At 42.5% G+C, this 20,995-nt stretch carries 19 protein-coding genes; 18 read left to right on the top strand and 1 reads right to left on the bottom strand.

The window, feature by feature from the left end; genetic code table 11:
- Nucleotides 1–25 precede the first annotated feature (25 nt).
- The 17 genes from mraZ to M0R36_00220 all read left to right on the top strand — a co-directional run bounded on the left by mraZ (nt 26) and on the right by M0R36_00220 (nt 18,495).
- Nucleotides 26–475, top strand: coding sequence for a division/cell wall cluster transcriptional repressor MraZ (mraZ, locus tag M0R36_00300; GenBank protein MCK9554253.1), 450 nt, complete (start codon nt 26–28; stop codon nt 473–475).
- 18 nt (nt 476–493) lie between these two features.
- Entirely contained in the window at nt 494–1,474 is a 981-nt protein-coding gene (rsmH, locus tag M0R36_00295) for a 16S rRNA (cytosine(1402)-N(4))-methyltransferase RsmH (protein MCK9554252.1), read from the top strand.
- Nucleotides 1,464–1,775 carry a hypothetical protein gene (locus M0R36_00290; GenBank protein MCK9554251.1) on the top strand — a complete coding sequence of 104 codons (312 nt, stop codon included), beginning with the start codon at nt 1,464–1,466 and terminating at the stop codon, nt 1,773–1,775. Before rsmH ends, M0R36_00290 begins: the two co-directional genes overlap by 11 nt.
- Nucleotides 1,776–1,818: 43 nt before the next feature.
- Nucleotides 1,819–3,516: a penicillin-binding protein 2 gene (locus M0R36_00285; protein ID MCK9554250.1), complete on the top strand. Its 1,698-nt coding sequence runs from the start codon at nt 1,819–1,821 to the stop codon at nt 3,514–3,516.
- Nucleotides 3,517–3,520: 4 nt separating this feature from the next.
- The gene (locus M0R36_00280; GenBank protein ID MCK9554249.1) at nt 3,521–4,966 is read left to right on the top strand and encodes a UDP-N-acetylmuramoyl-L-alanyl-D-glutamate--2,6-diaminopimelate ligase; all 1,446 of its coding nucleotides are present in this window, start codon (nt 3,521–3,523) and stop codon (nt 4,964–4,966) included.
- Complete coding sequence (gene murF / locus M0R36_00275) at nt 4,959–6,368, top strand: UDP-N-acetylmuramoyl-tripeptide--D-alanyl-D-alanine ligase (protein MCK9554248.1); 1,410 nt, start codon at nt 4,959–4,961, stop codon at nt 6,366–6,368. The genes M0R36_00280 and murF overlap by 8 nt, the downstream gene beginning before the upstream one ends.
- A gap of 1 nt (nt 6,369) precedes the next feature.
- Nucleotides 6,370–7,467, top strand: a complete 1,098-nt coding sequence (gene mraY / locus M0R36_00270) for a phospho-N-acetylmuramoyl-pentapeptide-transferase (protein ID MCK9554247.1) — start codon at nt 6,370–6,372, stop codon at nt 7,465–7,467.
- Between the two features lie 4 nt (nt 7,468–7,471).
- Nucleotides 7,472–8,833, top strand: a complete 1,362-nt coding sequence (murD, locus tag M0R36_00265) for a UDP-N-acetylmuramoyl-L-alanine--D-glutamate ligase (GenBank protein MCK9554246.1) — start codon at nt 7,472–7,474, stop codon at nt 8,831–8,833.
- Nucleotides 8,830–9,498: a LysM peptidoglycan-binding domain-containing protein gene (locus M0R36_00260; protein MCK9554245.1), complete on the top strand. Its 669-nt coding sequence runs from the start codon at nt 8,830–8,832 to the stop codon at nt 9,496–9,498. The genes murD and M0R36_00260 overlap by 4 nt, the downstream gene beginning before the upstream one ends.
- The gene (gene ftsW / locus M0R36_00255; protein MCK9554244.1) at nt 9,495–10,634 is read left to right on the top strand and encodes a putative lipid II flippase FtsW; all 1,140 of its coding nucleotides are present in this window, start codon (nt 9,495–9,497) and stop codon (nt 10,632–10,634) included. Before M0R36_00260 ends, ftsW begins: the two co-directional genes overlap by 4 nt.
- Nucleotides 10,635–10,784: 150 nt before the next feature.
- Nucleotides 10,785–11,918 carry an undecaprenyldiphospho-muramoylpentapeptide beta-N-acetylglucosaminyltransferase gene (gene murG / locus M0R36_00250; GenBank protein ID MCK9554243.1) on the top strand — a complete coding sequence of 378 codons (1,134 nt, stop codon included), beginning with the start codon at nt 10,785–10,787 and terminating at the stop codon, nt 11,916–11,918.
- Entirely contained in the window at nt 11,908–13,278 is a 1,371-nt protein-coding gene (gene murC / locus M0R36_00245) for a UDP-N-acetylmuramate--L-alanine ligase (protein ID MCK9554242.1), read from the top strand. The genes murG and murC overlap by 11 nt, the downstream gene beginning before the upstream one ends.
- Nucleotides 13,279–13,336: 58 nt before the next feature.
- Nucleotides 13,337–14,257, top strand: coding sequence for a UDP-N-acetylmuramate dehydrogenase (murB, locus tag M0R36_00240; protein ID MCK9554241.1), 921 nt, complete (start codon nt 13,337–13,339; stop codon nt 14,255–14,257).
- Nucleotides 14,247–15,215, top strand: a complete 969-nt coding sequence (locus M0R36_00235) for a D-alanine--D-alanine ligase (protein MCK9554240.1) — start codon at nt 14,247–14,249, stop codon at nt 15,213–15,215. Before murB ends, M0R36_00235 begins: the two co-directional genes overlap by 11 nt.
- A 20-nt stretch (nt 15,216–15,235) precedes the next feature.
- The gene (locus tag M0R36_00230) at nt 15,236–16,075 is read left to right on the top strand and encodes an FtsQ-type POTRA domain-containing protein (protein MCK9554239.1); all 840 of its coding nucleotides are present in this window, start codon (nt 15,236–15,238) and stop codon (nt 16,073–16,075) included.
- A complete protein-coding gene (gene ftsA, locus M0R36_00225) occupies nt 16,076–17,317 on the top strand; it encodes a cell division protein FtsA (GenBank protein MCK9554238.1) in 1,242 nt (413 codons plus the stop codon).
- Between the two features lie 14 nt (nt 17,318–17,331).
- Nucleotides 17,332–18,495 carry a cell division FtsZ family protein gene (locus M0R36_00220; GenBank protein MCK9554237.1) on the top strand — a complete coding sequence of 388 codons (1,164 nt, stop codon included), beginning with the start codon at nt 17,332–17,334 and terminating at the stop codon, nt 18,493–18,495.
- 8 nt (nt 18,496–18,503) lie between these two features.
- Here M0R36_00220 and mazG read toward each other — a convergent pair whose 3' ends face one another.
- Nucleotides 18,504–19,280: a nucleoside triphosphate pyrophosphohydrolase gene (gene mazG, locus M0R36_00215; GenBank protein MCK9554236.1), complete on the bottom strand. Its 777-nt coding sequence runs from the start codon at nt 19,278–19,280 to the stop codon at nt 18,504–18,506.
- 260 nt (nt 19,281–19,540) lie between these two features.
- Here mazG and lysS point away from each other — a divergent pair, with 260 nt between their 5' ends.
- The gene (gene lysS / locus M0R36_00210; protein MCK9554235.1) at nt 19,541–20,977 is read left to right on the top strand and encodes a lysine--tRNA ligase; all 1,437 of its coding nucleotides are present in this window, start codon (nt 19,541–19,543) and stop codon (nt 20,975–20,977) included.
- Nucleotides 20,978–20,995: the final 18 nt, after the last annotated feature.

Here is a 20,995-nt window from a genome sequence, read left to right as displayed (position 1 = left end):
CAAAGTGGAGTAAAGTGGGGCTAATATGTTTTGGGGCGAATATTTTCATACGGTTGATGAAAAGGGAAGAATTATCATTCCTTCTAAATTCAGGAATATTCTTGAAAATAAATATATTGAGAGATTTGTAATATTAAAATGGCCGGACGGCTGTATTGCCGTTTTTACCGAACAGGGATTTGAAAAAGACGTAAAAAAACCTCTCCAGAAATCCTCATGGGCAAAAGCTTCCTCCAGGGATATTAACAGGGCGCTCGGAGCTACGGTGTCCTTCGCCGATTGCGACAGTCAGGGGAGGATAAATATTTCACAGAAACTTCTTGATAGCGCTTCCGTAAAAAAAGACGTAGCGGTAATAGGCACGGGGAATCACTTTGAAATATGGGATAAGGATATGTGGTTAAACAGGCAGAAAGATATAAAGATAGAAGAACTTTTGGAAAAAATAGCAGATAATTTCGGACAAGAAGAATAAAGGTTATGATCGCGGCTTATGACAATTTACGGAGAGGATGCTAATTGTTGCGGAGGTTCAGGCCATATTCCTGTTCTATGCAGGGAAGTTATAAGTTCTTTGAGTTGCGGGCAGAAAGGTATTTTTGTTGATTGTACCTTCGGATCGGGCGGTCATTCAAGAGCAATACTTGAATCAAACAGGGAAAACAGGGTGATTGCGCTTGATAAAGACGCCGATGCTGTTGAATCAGCAAGAGCAGTTATGAATGCTTATCGTGAAAGATTCAGCATAGTTAAAGCCGGTTTTGAAACACTGGGGGACATTTTGAGTTCACTAAAAATAAGCCGGGTAAACGGATTTGTATTTGATTTGGGAATGTCTTCTCTTCAGCTTGACAGCGCCTCCCGGGGTTTCAGTTTCAGGTTCGATTCGGAATTGGATATGCGCTTCGATAAGAGCCGGGGGGAAACGGCGGCGGATTTTCTGAACGGCGCCGATGAAAAAGAATTGCTCAGGGTTTTTTCCGCATACGGGGAAGAACCGAGGTCTCTCGCGATAGCCAGAGCCGTGATAACCTGCAGGAAAAAATCCCCCTTAAGAACCACAAATGACCTTGTTTTATTGATTGAGCGCATCAAGGGACCCAAAAGAAAGAAGATCCATCCCGCTACAAAAATCTTCCAGGCTTTGAGAATATATGTAAATAATGAGCTGGAAAATCTGAAAACAGGTCTTGCGCAGGCTTTCCATTACCTGGAGACAGGAGGAAGAATCGCTGTAATAAGTTTTCATTCCCTTGAAGACAGGATAGTAAAACGATATTTTTCTTATTTATCTAAAAAATGCATATGTCCTCCCGGACAGCCGATATGCACGTGTAATAAAGAAGAGGAAGCCCGCGCCTTTAAATTGATAAGACCCGGGGAGAAAGAGATAAAAAATAATCCAAGGTCAAGAAGCGCAAAATTGAGAATCGTCGAAAAAATAAATAAAACAGGAGGTAAAAATGCCGCGTAACAGGAATAGAAAATTGCGTCTTAACACTACACAGAATTCTATGATGCTGAAGATGATTTCATTCGTTTCTATTCTTGCCGCATACGGTTTTTTCTTCGTTTGGCAAAATATACAGTGTGTGCAGACCGGAGAAAATATCCGGGAACTGGAAGTCCGGCTGAAAAAAATTGTTAAGGAAAATAAACGACTGGAGTTTGAAATCACACAGTTAAAGGCTCCGTATAATATCCATAAATCAATTAAAGAATATGATTTGCAGATGGTTGCCGTAAGAGAAAATCAGATAGTCAAGTTAAGATAAGGTTTCTTTCTCATTTTAATAATTACAATTGAGGGTCGGGGGAGTGTTAAAGAAATCACATATTTACAAGTCGCTCACTTTTTCTGTTCTTATGGTGGGGGCTTTGATTTTCCTTTTGGGAAGGCTTTTCTATCTCCAGATCCAGGAACATGAAAAATATTTTCAGAAAGCCGAAGTCCAGCAGAAAAACAATTCAAAGATAGAGCCGTGCCGCGGGTTTATCTTTGACCGCAGCAGAAAAATCCTCGCAATGTCCGTTGAATCACAATCTTTATTTGCCGATCCGGTTTTTCTTAAGGACACTGTTGCGGCATCGCAGAAATTATCCGAAATTTTAGGGTTGGATGCCGAAGATATAAAAGAAAAACTGAGCGGCGGCAGACGTTTTGTGTGGATTAAAAGGAAATTAAATAATGAGGAAGCAAGGCTGATAAAAGAGCAGCGGATCGAGGGACTGTATTTTATAGAAGAAATGAAACGGCGGTATCCCCTTGATTCCGTTTTATCCAATGTAATAGGTTTTGTGGATATAGATAATAACGGGTTGGAAGGACTTGAACTTGTCTGGGATGATACGTTAAAAGGAAAGCCCGGATGGAGAGCTTCCAGAAAAGACGGCAACGGCAATGAAATCATATCCGAGAGAAAAGAGAATGTCGCTCCCGTTAACGGGAATAATCTGGTCCTTACAATCGACAGTTATATACAGCACGTTTGCGAATCGGCGCTGAAAGAAGGGGTAGAGGAAAACAATGCGGTCGGAGGCTGCGCCATTGTTGTTGATGTAAATACTGGAAGCGTGATAGCAATGGCCAATTATCCGACTTACCTATCGGGTAACCCCTCAAAGTTCCCGCCCGGAAACAGAAGAAACCGGTGCATTACAGATATTTTTGAACCCGGATCCACTTTCAAAGCTTTGACCGGCGCGGCAGCTCTGGATGAAGGGATAACCTCGTTAAATGACATTTTTGATTGTGAAAACGGGAATTTCCCTTACGGAGGTTTTATTCTTCACGATGTCCATCCTTACGGCATGCTTACTTTTAAGGAGTTGATACAGAAATCTTCAAATATCGGGATTGCCAAAGTCGCGATAAAAATGGGGGAAAAATCTTTTTACGGCTATCTGGAAAGATACGGTTTTGGAAAGACCACCGGAATAGGGCTTCCCGGCGAAGTAAATGGTATTTTGAGGCCGTTAAAACAATGGTCAAAAGTATCCATAGCGAGAATACCGATGGGACAGGGAATCTCTGTTACACCCATACAGCTTATAACAGCGTTTTCTTCGGTTGTAAACGGCGGGAAATTATTCAAACCCTACATTATAGACCGTATTGAATCACCCGAAGGTGAAGTGGTAAAGGAATTTGGAAAAGAAAAATTCATAAGGGTGATATCCGAATCGGCATCCGGTGATATTGTCGAAGCCATGTGCGCGGTCATTTCATCAGAAGGAACCGCTCCTAAAGCCAGGATAAAAGGTTATTCGGTAGGGGGGAAAACCGGAACAGCCCAAAAAGTGGAAAACGGCAGGTATTCTCATGAAAAATTCTTTTCTTCGTTTATCGGGTTTGCCACCGCTACAAAACCGAGTTATGCGGTGCTGGTGGTGATAGATGAACCGAAGCCAAGGTATTACGGGGGAACGGTCGCGGCTCCCGTATTCAGGAAAATAATGGAAGTAGTGTTGAGTTATTATGAGGTTCCGGTAGACAGGCCTGAAGAGGTTAGTTAAAAGGATGAAAATAGCGGATTTCTTAAAAGAAATAAGACTTGATGTTAAAACGGGGAATGAAAACGCGGAGATTACCGGCGTTTCGGATGATTCCCGCAAAGTCAGAGCGGGGCATGTTTTCCTGGCATTGAAAGGCACAAGTAAAAACGGCGAGGATTATATAAATGAAGCAATTGAAAGAGGCGCTGTTCTTATAGTGCTCGACAGGGAAAGCAGCGCGGTTCCGCCGCACCCTCATGTCAAAGTGGACGGATTAAGAGGCAGGTTATGGGATATAGCTTCGTTTGTCTACAACCGCCCCGATAAGAAGATGAAGGTAATAGGCGTAACGGGAACCAACGGGAAGACAACAACGGTTTTTCTGATAGAAAAAATATTAAGGGAAAACGGGTTTAAATGCGGCGTTATAGGGACCATAGAGCACAGGGTCGGGGATAAGATATTCCTGTCGAACAATACCACACCCGGATGCGTTGAGATCCTTTCCCTGTTCGATGATTTTGTAAAAGATAACGCGGATGTTGTTGTAATGGAAGTTTCTTCGCATGCGCTGGAGCAGAACAGGACGGGCAACCTGAGGTTTTACGGGTCGGTATTCACGAATTTGGGGCATGAGCATCTGGATTATCACCGGGATATGGAAAATTATTTTTTGGAGAAAAAAAAGATATTCTCCAGGACAGACGGGTTTATGCTTGCCAACAGTGATGACAGATACGGAAAAATTATTATAAATGAATTTCCCGGGGCGAAATCCTACGGTTTGAAATCAGATTTCAGTTTCAGGGTGGAAAGCAGCGGGCTCAGCGGATTGGAACTTGCGGTTTCCGCGCGCGGGGGATGGGAAGGCCTGATAAAATCGGATCTTCTGGGCCTTCATAATGCCTATAACCTTATATCTTCTTTCGCGGCGTGCGTTGAATTTGGCGTTGATCCCGACAAAGCGGCAAAAAGCGCAGGGCACTTAAGCTGTATACCCGGCAGGCTGGAAAGGGTTCAAAATATTTCGGTTGTTACATTTGTTGATTATGCCCATACCCCCGATGCCCTGGAGAAAGTCCTCATTTCAATGAAGGAGCTGTGTTCGGGCAGGGTAATATGTGTGTTCGGCTGCGGCGGGAACAGGGACATGGGAAAAAGGCCGAAAATGGGTTCTATCGCCGAAAAATACGCCGATAGGATAATCCTCACAGCTGATAATTCAAGATGGGAAGACACAAACCTGATTATTAAGGATATCTTATCAGGTATCGGAAAAAGAAAAAAGATCGATGTGGAAGAAGACAGGGAAAAAGCTATTGAAAAAGCGTTGAAACATGCGGGAAAAAAGGATTTTATTCTGGTCGCCGGCAGGGGCCATGAGTCTCTAATGGAGATTAAAGGCCAGTATTTTCCTTTTAATGACGCAGATGTCATCAGGAATAAAGCAAAGGAGATGAAAATTGTTTGATTTTTCTTTAGATGAAATAGAGAGCCTTATCGGCAAAAAGCTCAAGGGGATTGACCGGGGCATTATTGTTAAAAGGGTATCCACAGATTCCAGAAACATTTCTGAGGGAGATTTGTTTGTGGGATTGAAGGGAGACAGATATGACGGAGGGGTTTTTGCGAAAGATGCGTTAAATAAAGGGGCTGTGCTGTCGGTTATATCGCATGACAGCCTGAAAGATACGGAAAACGGCGGCGGGATCATCAGGGTCAAAAATACATCCGCGTTACTTCAGGATATCGCTAAAGCAAACCGGAAAAAATTCAGGGGGAAACTTATCGGCATAACCGGTTCAAACGGGAAAACTACTGTAAAGGAAATGGTCGCGTCGATACTTTCGGGGAAGGGAAATGTTACAAGAACCGAAAGCAATATGAATAACCATATAGGCGTTCCCATGACATTATTGAAGATTGATGATAAAACGGATTTTGCTGTGGTCGAGATGGGGATGAACCATAAAGGCGAGATAGGGTTGTTATCCAGGTTAGCCGGGCCGGATATAGCTGTTATATTGAATGTTTTGCGGGCCCACGCGGGCAATTTTGCCGATTTAAACGGTATAGCGGAAGCTAAGCTGGAAATCACGGAAGGATTAAAAAAAGAAGGCACCCTGGTTTTTAACGCTGATGACAGTCTGTTAAATGAAATATCCAAAGATACCCGGGCCGCGTTATTTTCTTTCGGTGTTTCGGCCGGCTCCGATATGACGGCAGTTAATATAAGGATTGATGATTGCGCGCGTCCGACATTTGTTTTAAAAGTCCGGAATGAGGAACGGGAAATTAAATTAAATCTTTCCGGAAGACATAATGTAATCAATGCGTTGGCCGCCGCCGCCGCCGCGTATAGCGCCGGGGCGGGGATAGATGCTGTAAAAAAAGGTCTTGAGAATGTCATGCCGCCTAAAAGCAGGTTGAATGTTTTCAGAAGTATCGAAGGGGTTGTTGTGGTAGATGACACGTACAACGCCAATCCCGACTCTGTTACGGCGGCTTTGGATACATTCAGGGAAATAGATGTAAAAGGCCGGAAAATCTTTGTTATGGGGGAAATGCTGGAACTTGGGGAAAAAGCAAGGATCTTTCATCGTGAAGCCGGAGCTTATGCGGTCAAGTCGGGAATATCTTTAATGCTGACAGTCGGCGATATCGCCGCGGAAGCGGGATTATCCGCCATTAAAAACGGGCTGAAAAAAGAAAATGTCCATATTTTTGACACGAACAAATCGGCAGGGGAATTCCTTGCCTGTATTGTCAGGGAGGATGACGCGGTGCTTTTAAAAGGTTCGAGAAAGAGCAGAGTAGAGGAAGTATTCGGATATCTGAATCTATCTGAAGCGATGAGCAAGGAGAGTTACTGATATGTTTTACCACATTTTTTATCCGCTGCGGGAGTATTTCTTCGGTTTTAATGTTTTTAAATATATTACCTTCCGGGCTTCTTTTGCGGCTGTTACATCGTTTTTGATAGCGGTGTGCATGGGGCCTTTTATAATCAGGCGGTTGAAAGAACTGAAGGTGGGCCAGCCGATAAGAAAGGTGGAAGGCGGCGTAGATTTATGGGGTCTGCACAAGGATAAAGAAGGCACGCCTACGATGGGGGGAGTGCTTATAATATTATCTATCCTTATATCTACTGTTTTGTGGGCCGATGTTTTAAATGTCTATGTTATTACCGCTTTATTCGCGACATTATGGCTGGCCGCAGTCGGTTTTATCGATGATTATCTGAAGCTTGCTTATAACAGCTCAAAGGGATTAAAGAGCGGGTTTAAGTTTCTGTTTCAGGTTATCCTTTGCCTGCTTCTGGGTGTTTTTCTGATGTATTGGCCTCAGACAAGAGATAATTTTACGGTTATTACATTTCCTTTTATTAAGTTGATTTTGAATGTCGGGGTATTCTATATCATTTTTATGGTCCTCGTAGTAGCCGGTTCCTCCAATGCGGTTAATCTGACCGACGGATTGGACGGCCTGGCGGTCGGCTGTATTGTTATTGCTTCTGTGGGTTATGCGATCATGAGTTATATAACCGGCCACTTTGAATTCGCCGAATATCTTCAAACCCCTTTCATAAACGGAACCGGTGAACTGACTGTGTTTTGCGCCGCAATCGCGGGCGCGGGCATGGGTTTTCTCTGGTATAACTGTCCGCCGGCAGAAGTTTTTATGGGGGATACGGGTTCTCTGGGTTTGGGCGGAGCTATAGGGATTGTCGCGGTTCTTATCAAGAAAGAATTTCTTTTGATAATAATCGGAGGTGTTTTCGTTATAGAAGCGTTGTCGGTAATTCTGCAGGTAGGTTCCTATAAAACCAGGAAAAAGAGGATACTTTTGATGACCCCTATACATCATCATTTTGAGATGAAAGGGTGGAAGGAAACAAAAGTGACGATCAGGTTCTGGATTATCGCGATTATATGCCTTCTGTTGGGTTTGAGCACATTAAAACTCAGGTGATTTGATGGAGATCAGAGGAAATAGAATATTGGTTCTCGGTTTGGGCGTTAGCGGGTATTACGCGGCTGTCTTAGCCAGGGAACATGGGGCGGAAGTCATTGTTTCCGACTCGGGCACAACCGAAGCCTTGTTAAACAGAAAAGGATCTCTGGCCGCGAAAGGCATTAAAGTCGAGTTGTCAAAGCATTCGCCCGAATATTGTTTTAACTGTGATTTTGCTGTTGCAAGTCCCGGTATTCCGGTAAGCAGGGGAATAATCAGGGAAATAGAGAGAAATGGTATCAGAGTGATTTCAGAAATTGAATTCGCAAATTATTTTTGCGGGTCAAAAGTCATAGCGATAACCGGCACTAACGGCAAATCCACAACATGCGAACTGCTGAAGATGATTTTAGATTCCGCCGGTAAAGATGTCGACGCGGGGGGGAATCTGGGGAAACCCTTCTCCCAGATGGTCATTGAAAAACCGGACAGGGAATATATGGTAGTTGAAATATCATCATTCCAGTTAGAGAGAACATTTAACTTTAACCCTTTTATAACCGGAATATTAAATCTGGAGCCCGATCATCTGGACAGATATGAGGATGAAAAAGAATATTACTCCGCAAAGATTAAACTTTTCCGGCTGCAGAAAACGGGTTATAGGATTTTCAGGTCGAAGGATGAAAATAAAATCGGGGAAAGCGCTGTTAAAGGAGGTGCAAAATGTTTAAAAGTTGGAGACGATTCAACAAAGGGTTCGATTTTCGAAGAAAATGGTCTGATTCATCTGCTGTTAGACGGAAAGAAAGAGACAGTTATAAAACTCTCAACGTTAAAACTGAAGGGAAGACATAATCTCGAAAATGTGATGTTTGCCTCCGGAATAAGCCTGTTATGCGGGGTGGACAGCCGTTTAATTGAGCCGGTTCTTGCAAACTTCAAAGGACTGAGACACAGGAACGAATTTGTGGCCGAAACGGGAGGAGTTTCTTATATCGATGATTCAAAAGCCACAAATGTCGCCGCTTTAAGATCATCTCTGGAGTCGAGTTCCGGCCGGGTGGTTTTAATTGCCGGCGGACTTTGGAAAAAAGATAATTTTGCGGAAATAAGGGAAATAGTTAAGGCGAAAGTGAAAAAATGTTTTTTGATAGGGAAAGATGCTCACGTCATAAAAGAACAATTGAAAGACGCCTGTCTTGTAGAAGAGGTGACAACACTGCGGCGCGCCGTTAAAAAAGCTTCCGAATCCGCATCCGGGGGCGATACTGTATTGCTTTCTCCGGGTTGCGCGAGTTTCGATATGTTTTCCGGCTATGCCGAAAGGGGAGAAAAGTTTTCTGAAGAAGTGATGAAGTTGAAAAAAGGAGGGATTTTATGAACTTTAAAAATCTTCTGGGATATTCGTTGGTCGGGACGGTTTCAGTAATTTGTGTATGGGGTTTAATAGGAGGCTGCAAAAGCGATTCGGGTGTTTCTCTGATTGACAAAGATTCAAGGCCTATAAGTATTGAAGTCGCGGAAGCGGAATTTTTTAAGGATGACGGCGCGATAAGAATAGCAGATGACGATATTGTGTCTCTGAAAGATGATTCCATCGAGGTTATCGGGCAGGAAGATTACGATATGGTAAAAAAATGCGATATCCCCGGGACAGGCAAGGAAGTGATACATATTGTGGAAAGAGGGGATTCATTATCGCAGATATCGAAGAAGTACGGCGTGAGCATACTTGATATAAGCAATGCGAACGGACTGCAGAAAAAATCCGTGATATTAATAGGCCAGAAACTTGTTATTCCCTCTTCGCAGGGGTACCTGAGCGATCCGGTTCTCATAAAAACCGGGCAAAACCCCGAAAGTAAGCTGGTGGCACTGAACAGCGCGAGCGGTAATACCAACGTCCATATAGTTCAAAAGGGCGAAACTCTCTGGAAAATATCGGGTGAAAATAAAATAAGCGTAGAGAAGTTAATGCAGGCAAACAATATAACCGACGCTTCCAAATTAATGGTCGGAACCAAAATTATTATACCCGCGCAATGAGTATAGACAAGACATTAATATTTATTGTTATCGCCGCGCTTCTCGGGATGTGCGTGGTTATGGTATACAGCACCAGCGCTCTTACCGCGGAGAAGAAGTGGAATGACGAATATTACTATTTAAAAAAACAAGTTATGTGGATTGCAGTCGGTATTTTTATCTTTTTTGCGATGAGTTTTATTAATTATAATTTTTGGAGAAAAATATCATGGTTTTTATTTTTCGGGACAATCGTAATGTTGTCTCTCGTCTTAATTCCGGGAATAGGCAGAGTGGCCGGCGGAGCCAGGCAATGGCTTTCATTCGGCCCGATTAATATCCAGCCTTCGGAAATCGCAAAATTGACAATCCTGATATTTATGGCGGACCTGCTGGATAAACAGCAAAATAAAATTAAAGAATTCCGGAAAGGCTTTATCCCTCCTTTTTTGGTTTTAATATTGATATGCGCTCTTGTCGGAGGACCTGACTTCGGTACGGCTGTGCTTATAGCTCTGGTTATCTTTTCAATGCTTGTCGTGAGCGGGATTTCGCTCAAATATCTTTTGCTGAGCGCGGTTTTTTTCCTTCCGATGATAGCCGGACTTATTAAAATGAAAGCATACAGATTTAAAAGAATTTTAATTTTCCTCGACCCATGGTCGGATTCCCGGGGCGCGGGATGGCAATTAATTCAGTCGTTTATTGCTCTCGGCTCCGGGGGTCTGGCCGGACAGGGACTGGGTAACAGTATTCAGAAAATGGGGTTTTTGCCTGAGTCTCACACAGATTTTATTTTTTCCATAATCGGCGAAGAAACGGGTTTTTTGGGCGGAGCGCTTGTAATAATCTGTTTTATAGCATTGATATTGAGCGGTTCGCATATAGCTTATAGATGTAAAAATTTTTTCGGGCATATACTTGCTATGGGCATAGTATTTACCATAGGTTATCAGGCGATAATAAACATCGGTGTTGCTACAGGATGTATGCCCGTTACGGGGTTGCCTTTGCCTATGATAAGTTACGGAGGTTCGAATCTTGTCGTATGCATGGCTTTTGCGGGTATCCTGTTTAACATCGCCACAGAGCAGGAACAAGACATAAGAGGCAAAATTAAGAGCAGGCGGGTTGTGAAATTTGGGAAACATAAATAAAAAAGGGGTGTATTTATGAAAATCAAATTAGTAACATTCAGCTTGTTGAAAAGTGTTTTCAGAGTATTCCATAAAGGAACCCGGCGTATTAATAATACGGACAGGTACTGTTTCTAACTGAAGAAACTGCTGCCATGGGGATTCCGTTATTTGAAAGAAGGGCCGTTTTTCCCGATGAAGGAAAAAGCATTAACAGTAATATTTTGCGGGGGAGGCACCGGCGGGCATGTTTTCCCGTCGCTTGCCGTGGCCCAGAAGTTAAGAGAAAAATACGCAGATTCGAAGATATTATTCCTGGGAAAAAAAGGCAAGCTGGAAGAGTATCTGGCCGCTAAAAACAATTTTGCTTTCCGCGATATCGCATGCTGCCAGTTTCCGGAAAAAAGTATCGCTGATTTCTTTAAATTCATTCTTAAAACGCTGACCGGGACAATATCCTCGCTGAAGATTATTTTAAAAGAGAAACCGGATTTTATAATCGGCTCCGGGGGGTATGTATCAATTCCAGGTATCACGGCCGGCCTCTTAACGGGAAAAAAAATTTATCTTCTTGAACAGAATGTTATCCCGGGAAAAGCCAATAAAATATTCGCTTTTTTTGCCAGAAAAATTTTTACGGGATTACCCGTGCCCGGAAAAATGACATTACATGATAAATGGGTCTATACGGGAAATCCCTTAAGGATAAATCTTCAGTTAGTTTCGAAAGATTCCGCTCTGAAACGTTTCGGCATGCACGAGAAACCCTTTTGCATAGGTATCATGGGAGGGTCTCAGGGGGCATCAGGAATAAATGATATTATACCCGAAGCGATAAGCCTTATGAAAAATAAAGATAAAATCCAGGTAATACATATTGCGGGCAGGAAATATGCGGATGCCGTGATGAAAAAATATTGCAGTTTTGAAATTGATGCCAGAGTATTTGAATTTATAGATGACATTGAAAACTTTTACTCCGCAATCGATGTTATTATATCAAGGTCCGGGGCTCTTGCGCTGGCAGAAATATCCTATTATAGGTTGCCGGCGCTGCTGATACCGTTTCCTTTTGCCGCTCAGGACCACCAGAAGGTCAATGCCGAACTTGTGTCCGGTACCGGCGCAGCTTTCTGGCTTAACGAACGTGAAGCAATTCCTCCCAGGGTGGCGGGTATGATGGATAAGATACTGGATGACGCGGAATTGCGGTCTAAAATGAGGAGTTCATGGGAAAGATTTTACAGGCCTGACAGCGCAGGCAGGATTATTGAGATGATAGAAGAGGACGCGGATGCCGGATAAAAAACAGTTTAAAAAAGTTCATATGGTCGGAATAGGCGGCGCGGGCATGAGCCCGCTTGCGGAAATCCTATTATCTGCGGGGATTGAAGTTACCGGTTCGGATAAAAATGACAGCAGCCTTATCGGACAGCTCAGAGAGAAGGGGGCAAAAATTTTCATAGGACATTCCGCGGATAACATAACCGATAACGATCTGGTGGTATATTCCAGCGCAATATCCAGGACAAATGCAGAGATGCAGTCGGCGTTAAAGAAAAATATTCTTATTATACACCGGTCCGATCTGCTGAATTTATTATCGGAGAATAAAAAGAGTGTTTTTATTTCGGGATGCCATGGAAAAACGACAACCACATCGCTTTTATCTATTATTATGGAAGAGAACGCCAGGTATCCGACCTGCGCGATAGGAGGAGAATTAATAGATTATTCTTTCCGGAGCGGAAGGTATGGTCAGGGCGATGTTTTTATAGCGGAAGCCGATGAAAGCGACGGAACCTTTATAAAGTATAACCCGCACATAAGCATTATTACGAATATTGAATATGACCATATGTCATTTTACAGAGATAAAAAAAACCTTCATAATTATTATCGTATGTTTGCGGAAAAGACGCTGCAGTTTTCTGTTTTTAACGGGAACGACAGAATATCATCGGAGGTTCTGGGGGGTATCTGCGGAAAAACATTTGGATATAAAGAGTGTGATATGGCCATTTCGGATCTGGAATTCGGGGATTTGAAGAGCAGATTCAAACTTTGCGGGCGCGGCGGGAAAAAAGTAGGTTTCGAAATATGGTCTCCCGGAAAGTTTATGGCTGAGAACACTGCCGCGGCTTGTCTGGCAGCGGAGTATCTGGATATCAGCCTGGAAAGTTGCAGCGATGCTTTGCGCTCATTCAAAGGCCTGAAACGAAGATTCGAGCTTATCGGTAAATATAACGGGATAACACTTATTGAGGATTACAGCCATCATCCCACTGAGATATCCGTCACTCTGGAAGCGTTAAAGGCATCTTTAAAAAATCCGGATTCAAGACTTCTGGCGGTTTTTCAGCCTCATAGATACACGAGGACACTGGATTTATGGAAAGAGTTTGCCCTGTCGTTTGGGAAAAGCGATTATACTGTTTTTACAGATGTCTATTCGGCTTTTGAAGAGCCGATTAAGGGAGTGGACGGATCATTAATATTTAAAGAGGCCAGAAAAACAGGGCTTAAATGCGATTATGTGAAAGATATCGGGGATATACCGGCTTTTTTAAAGCCTGAGCTTAGAAAAAACGATTATTTAATAATACTCGGAGCAGGGAATATAAATAAAATAAAAAAAGATTTAATAAGAGATTTACAAAATTGAAACTACATGTATAATCAATTATAAAAGGAGAATTGCAGCCTGATTATTTATAAATATTATGAACACAAATCTCAGAACAATCTTACAGAGACAGTTTTTGGATGATGTATATTTTGATGAATCTTTATGCAACCATACATCATTCAAAGTCGGAGGGCCCGCCGATATTTTCTTCAAACCCGGTTCTGCCGGACAACTGTTAACTTTCATGGATATCATTAATGATGAAAAAATCAAGTATTTTGTGATAGGCAACGGGACGAATCTTCTTTTTGCCGATAATGGTTTCAGAGGCGCCGTGATTCAGCTTTCAAAACCCGCTTTCAGGACACTGGAGATTGAAGCCGACTCCGTAATCTGCGGTTCGGGAGTGGGTATGACCGAATTGGCGTATAAAACGGCCGAAATGGGCCTTTCCGGATGTGAATATATGGCCGGCCTGCCCGGGTCCGTCGGCGGCGCCATTATTACAAATGCAGGCGCTTTCGGGCAGGATATCGGGAATATTGTTGAAAAAGTTGAATCAATAGATGTAACGGGAAAGAAAACAATTTTTGGGGCAGGCGATATCACCTTTAGTTATAGAAAATGCAGCCTTTCGCAATTTAATACAGTTGTCACCAGGGTTTTTCTCCGGCTGTTAAAGGAAGAACGTGAATCCGTGGAAAAAAGAATAAAAGAGTTTTTAAGCAACAGGGATAAATCTTATATAAATACGGCTAACGCCGGCAGTGTTTTTAAAAACCCCGCTAATGTATCCGCGTGGAAACTGATAGACGGGGCAGGCCTCAGAAACGTCAGGATCGGCGGCGCAAGGGTTTCCGATAAACATGCCAATGTTATTATTAACGAGGGAAATGCGACTTCAAGAGATATAAAAAATCTGATAGAAATAATGCAGATTAAGGTTTTTGAACAGTTCGGCATAGGATTGGAAACAGAGATAAAAATTATACCAGAGGTGCTGGATGCGCAATAAGATAAAAAAAGTCGCGGTTATTATGGGAGGCTCTTCGTCGGAGAGAGAAGTTTCCATTAAATCGGGCAGGGCGATTGTCGAAGGACTTAAAATTTCAGGATACGAAGCTGAAGAGGTGTTGCTGAAGACTGAAAATGAAAATGAAGTCATGGAATGTATGGACAGGACCGGGCCTGATATAGTTTTTATAGCTCTGCACGGCAAATTCGGGGAGGACGGCAAAGTCCAGAGACTGCTCGAGGAGGCAGGAATGCCCTATACGGGCTCAGGTGTTTTTTCAAGTAATGTCTCCCTTGATAAAATAAAATCGAAAAAATATTTTATACAGGAAGGTATAAGAACCCCTGAATTTGAAATTATAGATCGCGATAGCCCATCCAGGGCTATAAAGCTGAAATTCCCTGTTGTAATCAAGCCGCCGCTCGAAGGTTCGAGTATCGGCGTGACAATCGCTAATACAAAAAAAGATTATGTGAGCGGTATTAAAAATGCTTTCAGATTTGAAAATGAGGGGTATGTTCTTGTAGAAGAATTTATTGAGGGGAAAGAACTTACGGTAGGTATCCTGGATGAAGAACCTCTTCCGGTAATAAATATCGTTCCCAAAAGCGGAACGTACGATTACAAGTCTAAATATTCAAAAGGCATGACCGAATATATTGTTCCGGCGAAAATACCGTCCAAATGTATGAGGGAAGCCCAGCAGCTGGGCCTGAAGACGTTTAATGCGCTCAGATGCTACGGTTTTGCGAGGATAGACATGATTCTGGGCGAGGATAAGCTATGTTATGTCCTTGAGGTTAATACCATCCCCGGTTTTACAGAAACGAGCCTGCTGCCTAAAGCCGCAAAAAGCAGGGGAATTGATTTTAACGATTTGTGCGAAAGAATATTGCTGTCGGGATTTGAAAGATTTTTAAAATTGCGGACTGCCAGAGAAAATGCTGTTGGATTTTAATCAGGCGGAGGGTATCACTGATGTTCGGCAGAAAAAACAGAAATTATAAAATCCTGGATATCCAGTCAGGCGGCAGGAAAAAACTCGGGCGGACGCTCGCGTCTAATGTAAAAGGGCCGGCGCCTTTTCTTATAGTCATACCTCTGGTCATGTTTGTCATCACAGGTATCGCGTTGTTTTTTAAAACATACATTCGTTCGGAAACCTATTTCAATATAAGAAAAGTTGTTATTTCAAACAATCATTTCTACAGCAAGAAAGATATTATCGGCGCCGCGGATATAGGTAACGGGCAGAATATTTTTTCGGTCGGACTGCATGATATATCCGGCAATATAGAATTGCTTCCTAATATCGCCGCCGCCCGCGTTACCAGGCGCATACCCGATACTATATTCGTAAAGGTCTATGAACGCGAAGCGGTTGCGCAGGTGGAATCCGGAAGATTTTATCTTGTTGATGAAGAGGGGATTGTCCTTGAACCTGTGTATAATATAAAAAAAGAGGATCTTCCCGTTATAAAAGGTTATGAAGTCACGGGACTGGCCCCTGGCAGTAAAATCACCGACCCCCAGATAAAGCTTGCCCTTAAACTTATTGCTTACACTCTGGATATTATGGTGAGGGCTTATGTAAATCCCCGGGATGTGGATATTTCAGATGATACGGAAGTAAGAATGATCATAAACCAGGGCGCAGTCGCGAGATTTCAAAAAAAGGACTTCGACCAGAATATGGAGAGGCTGGTCAATCGGCTGGTTAAAATCGTGCAGGATTCAATTCAAAAAAATAAAACGGTTGAATCTATAGACATGAGATTCGACCGTGTTCCTGTTAAATTTAAAGAAAAGGGTGTTTAGATGTTTCTAAGGAAAAATAATGAAGATATAATCGCGGGACTGGATATAGGGACAAGTAAAATATGCGCCGTTGTCGCCGAAAAAAGAGATGATGGCGAGGTAAAAATAATAGGTTCGGGCGTTAAGCCTTCGCATGGCATCAGGAAAGGAATCGTTGTAAATGTAGAGAGCACGATTGAATCAATAATTGATGCGGTGAATGATGCGGAAAAAATGTCGAAGACGGATATTAATTCTGTTTATATAACAATAACCGGAGCGCACATTAAAAGCAGCGGCGCAAGGGGCTCGATAATAATCTCCAATAAAGATAATATAATTAATGATGACGATATAAGGTCGGTTATAGATAAAGCGTGTAATATATCGCTGCCGGATGATATGGAAGTTATTCATTCTCTTCCGCAGGAATATGTTGTAGACGGCCAGGACGGGATAAAGAATCCGAAAGGTATGATAGGCACCCAATTAGACGTTGATGTCCATCTTATTTCCGGTTCCGTTGCTTCAGAAAGGAATATCATCAAGACCGTAACAAGTTCCGGTTTTGATGTTGAGGGTGTAGTTGTCCAGTCTTTGGCATCCAGTATTGCCGTTTTAAAGAGAGAAGAAAGGGATTCGGGGGTTCTATTGATTGATATGGGCGGCGGGACAACGGATTTTATTGTTTTTGTCGATGGTTTGGTAAGGCAGTCGGAAGTATTTGCGGTGGGAGGAGACCATATCACAAATGATATTTCCATAGGGTTGAAAGTGTCGATTCCCATAGCGGAAAAAATAAAAAAGAAATACGGCTGCGGGCTGACTTCTATGGTCGCAAAAGATGAGGAGTTTATTATTGAGGGGGCTTTAAGCACCGATAAAATACGGATACCGAGGAGAAAACTTGTGGAAATTATGCAAATGAGAATTGAAGAAATCATTTCCATAATAGCAAAGCATATAGATAATTACGAAGGATTATTAAGCGCCGGTATAGTGCTTACGGGCGGGTGCTGTAATATACCAGGGTTTGAACAGCTCGTTAAATCAAAAATGGACATTCCTGTGAGAATAGGCAAACCTCTTGATATTTACGGCCAGGTTGAAGTTTTGGACGCGCCTGAATTTGCGGCGAGCATAGGTTTGGTTAAATTCGGCCTGCTTTATGGAGGAGAGGGGTCTTATTATTCTTTTTCTCCGAAAAGCATTTTTAAAAAATTCTCTTCATATTTTGGAAGCATTTTCAGAAAGAAAGGTTAAAACGGGGTGTAATATTGCTAAGATTCGATTTTCAGCAAAATGAGAAAAAACTGGTCTTTAAGCTTTTCGGCCTGGGCGACGGAGGTATCAATGCGCTGGATACCTTCATCAACAAAGGGATAGAGGGAATGGAATTAATAGCGGTAAACACTGAGCCGGTCTCTCTCGAAAAGTCCGCGGCGCACAGAAAAATCGAAATAGGCGGATCCGCCGTGAAAGGTCATGGAACCGGCGGGAATATCAGTGTCGGTAAAAAAGCCGCTGAAAATGCGTATAAAGAATTTTTCGAAGCGAGCCATAATGCTGATGTTGTTTTTGTGACCGCGGGTTTGGGGGGCGGCACAGGTTCGGGCGCCATAAATGTTGTGGCCAGGGCAGCCAAGGAAGCCGGCAGCCTTGTGGTGTGCCTTGTTACAAAACCTTTTAATTTTGAAGGTAAGGGGAGGTTGCAGCAGGCTGCCGAAAGTGTCAGGGAGTTAAAAGATATTGCCGATTCCCTGATAATTATTCCAAACGACAGATTACTTGATATTATGACTGAAGACACCTCTTTTGTTGACGCGTTCAAGGCTACCAATGAAGTTATATGCGAAGTTGTTAACGCTTTGTATGCCATGGTTACCAAACCAAGCCTGATTAAAATTGATTTTGCGGATGTTAAAGCTGTTCTTGAAGACGGAGGGGAATGTATGCTTGGATTTGGGGATGCTACGGGCAAGGATAAAGCGATCAGAGCCGTTGAAATGGCTCTCGTAAGCCCCCTGATGGACAGGACCAGGCTTATGAATTCGAAGAATATCCTTATCAGTATGATAGGGGGCAGGGACATAGGCTTGTTTGAGGTTAGCGATTCACTCAAGTCGATCCAGCCGATTACCAGCATGGAATCAAATGCTGTTCTGGGAGTTACTGTAGACGAAGATTTTAATGACCGTGTGCATGTTACTGTCCTTGCCAGCGGAAGTATTTCTGAAGAGAAAAGAGATCCTGCGTTTGAATTGCTCCCGGATTTGGAAGACACGAAAGAAGAACAGCCGGCATTGATACATGTGGCGCCGAGAGGCAAGTTTGATAAAACGGAGCCGTCAATAATAGACGGTATAGATCTTGACGTGCCGACTTTCCTCAGAAAATCAAAGCGCGATTGGTACACAAAGATTATGGGGAGGAAAAATTAGGCGAATTTTTATTTTTTGGATTTTTCCCAGCAGCTGTCGAGTTCTTTTACAGTCAGTTTTGAGATGTCTTTTCCTTTATTTTTAATCATCTTTTCCATTTTTCTGAATCTCCCGTCGAATTTTTTTATTGATTTGTGGAGGGAATATTCAGAGTCCACTTTCAGGAACCTGGCAAGGTTTACCATCGTGAAAATCAAATCGCCCAATTCATCTGAAATCCTTTCAAAATTTTTCTTTTTTGCGAAGATTTCGATTTTCAGTTCATCTAATTCTTCTTCCAGTTTTTTTAAAACTTCCCCGGATTGAGTCCAGTCAAATCCGGCTTTGGAAGCTTTTTTCTGGATCTTTTCCGCTTTCTGAAGCGCCGGCAGACCCTTAGGTATTCCGTCTAAAGCGGATAATCTTTTATGGTTTGATTTTTCTTTGCTTTTAATATTTTCCCATTGGCGCAGGGCTTCTTCGCTGTTTTTTACTTTGATTTTTCCGAAAACATGGGGATGTCTCGATACCATTTTGTCGATACCCTGTTTGAGCACGTCATTTATATCAAAATGGCCTTTCTCTTCACCTATACGGGACAGGAAAATGACGAGAAACAGGACATCCGCAAGTTCTTCCTTCATCTTATGCCGGTCATTCTCGTTGATGGCTTCTATCAATTCGTAGATTTCTTCTATTAAACAGCTTTGAAGAGTTGAATAATCCTGCTCTATGTCCCACGGGCAGCCGTCCGGAGCCCTGAGCCGGGCCGTTAATTGTATCAGTTTTTTGAAATTGGACTCCATTTTCCAGTTCCCTTATGTATTTTAAACTCCCCAATATAACATATATTTTACAATCTGAAATTGTTTTGTATATATTTTTATGGCAGCGGGGATAGCGGCGCGCTGTTTTTATCAGATTTTCATTGACTTCTTCGACGTGGAAGTCTTTAATATATTGAATTGTTTGTCAAGTTATAAACAAACAGGGTGCTCTTAATATACGGGTACCCGTTTGGTTATATATAATAGATGGAAAGAACCCGATATTTCCGGAGCAAGTGATGGAAAAAGATATCAAACAAAGCGAACAGAGCGAATTAAGGAAAAAGACAAGGAAAGAACTTCTTGATTCCGGTGTTTTCCCTTATGGAAGAGCCTTTGAGCGTTCTCCGATCAGGGAATATCTGGGCGAAAATTTTGTTGAAAATAAAAAAGCCAGGGTAGCAGGGAGAATCAGGGCAAAAAGAGGGCACGGTAAAACACTGTTTGCAGATCTTTATGACCGGTCGGGAAAAGCCCAGATTTATATAAGAAAGGATTCAGTTCCGGATAAAGTGTTTAACATAGCCGAAAAGACGGATATAGGAGACATTATAGGGGTTGAGGGAAAACTTTTTAAAACTAAAACGGGAGAAGTGACAATATTGGCTGAAAGCGTGGAAATGCTGGCAAAGGCGCTTCATCCGCTGCCTGAAAAATGGCATGGCTTGAAGGATATTGAAACAAGGTACAGGCAGAGATACCTGGATTTAATGGTGAACAGCGAGGTAAAGGATATATTTATCAAAAGGTCCGCCATTATAAAATCACTAAGGGATTATCTCGATTCGCGCGGATTTATTGAAGTTGAAACACCTATGATGCAAAATATGGCGGGCGGAGCCACAGCCAAACCGTTTAAAACGCATCATAACGCGTTGGGTATCGACCTTTATCTCAGAATAGCGCCGGAACTGTTTCTGAAAAGGCTTCTTGTCGGAGGGTTCGAGAAAGTTTATGAGATCAACAGAAATTTCAGAAACGAGGGTATTTCACGCAGGCACAATCCCGAATTTACCATGCTTGAAGTTTATGAGGCTTATTCGGATTTTTCCGGTATGATGGAACTTGCGGAAGAACTTATTGTCGATGTCCATAAAAAAGTTAACGGGAATAATACAGTTAAATATAATGATACTGAAATTATCCTGGATAAGCCGTGGAAAAGAATATCATTGATAGAGTCTGTTAAAAATGAAACAGGCATTGATTTTTTAAGCGAGAAGGATTTTGCCGGGAAAGCGGATGGTTTGGGGGTTAAGATTGAGGCGGGGATGTCGAAATGGGAAGTTATAAACAAAGTTTTTGAACACGCAGTGGAGCCAAAGCTTATACAACCGACTTTTATCGTTGATTATCCTTCGGAAATGTGTCCTCTTTCAAAAGTGAAGAAGGATAACCCCGAGATAGCCGAGAGGTTTGAGCTTTTTATTGCCGGGCAGGAATTGGCAAATGCATACTCTGAGTTAAATGACCCTGTGGAGCAGGAAGCAAGATTCCTTGACCAGGCGAAAGGGGATAGGCTTAAGGTTGATATCGATTATGTAAAGTCGCTTGAATACGGAATGCCCCCGGCCGGCGGTCTCGGTATCGGTATTGACCGGCTTATCATGGTTCTTACTTCAAAAGAATCTATCAGAGACGTAATTTTATTTCCTCAACTGAAACCCGAAGCATAAAAGTATAAACATTAAAAG

It is taken from the genome of bacterium (assembly GCA_023228325.1).
Lineage (GTDB): Bacteria > Auribacterota > UBA6266 > UBA6266 > UBA6266 > UBA6266.
Note: the sequence above shows the minus strand (reverse complement) of the source record. Positions and strands in the feature narration are given on the sequence as shown.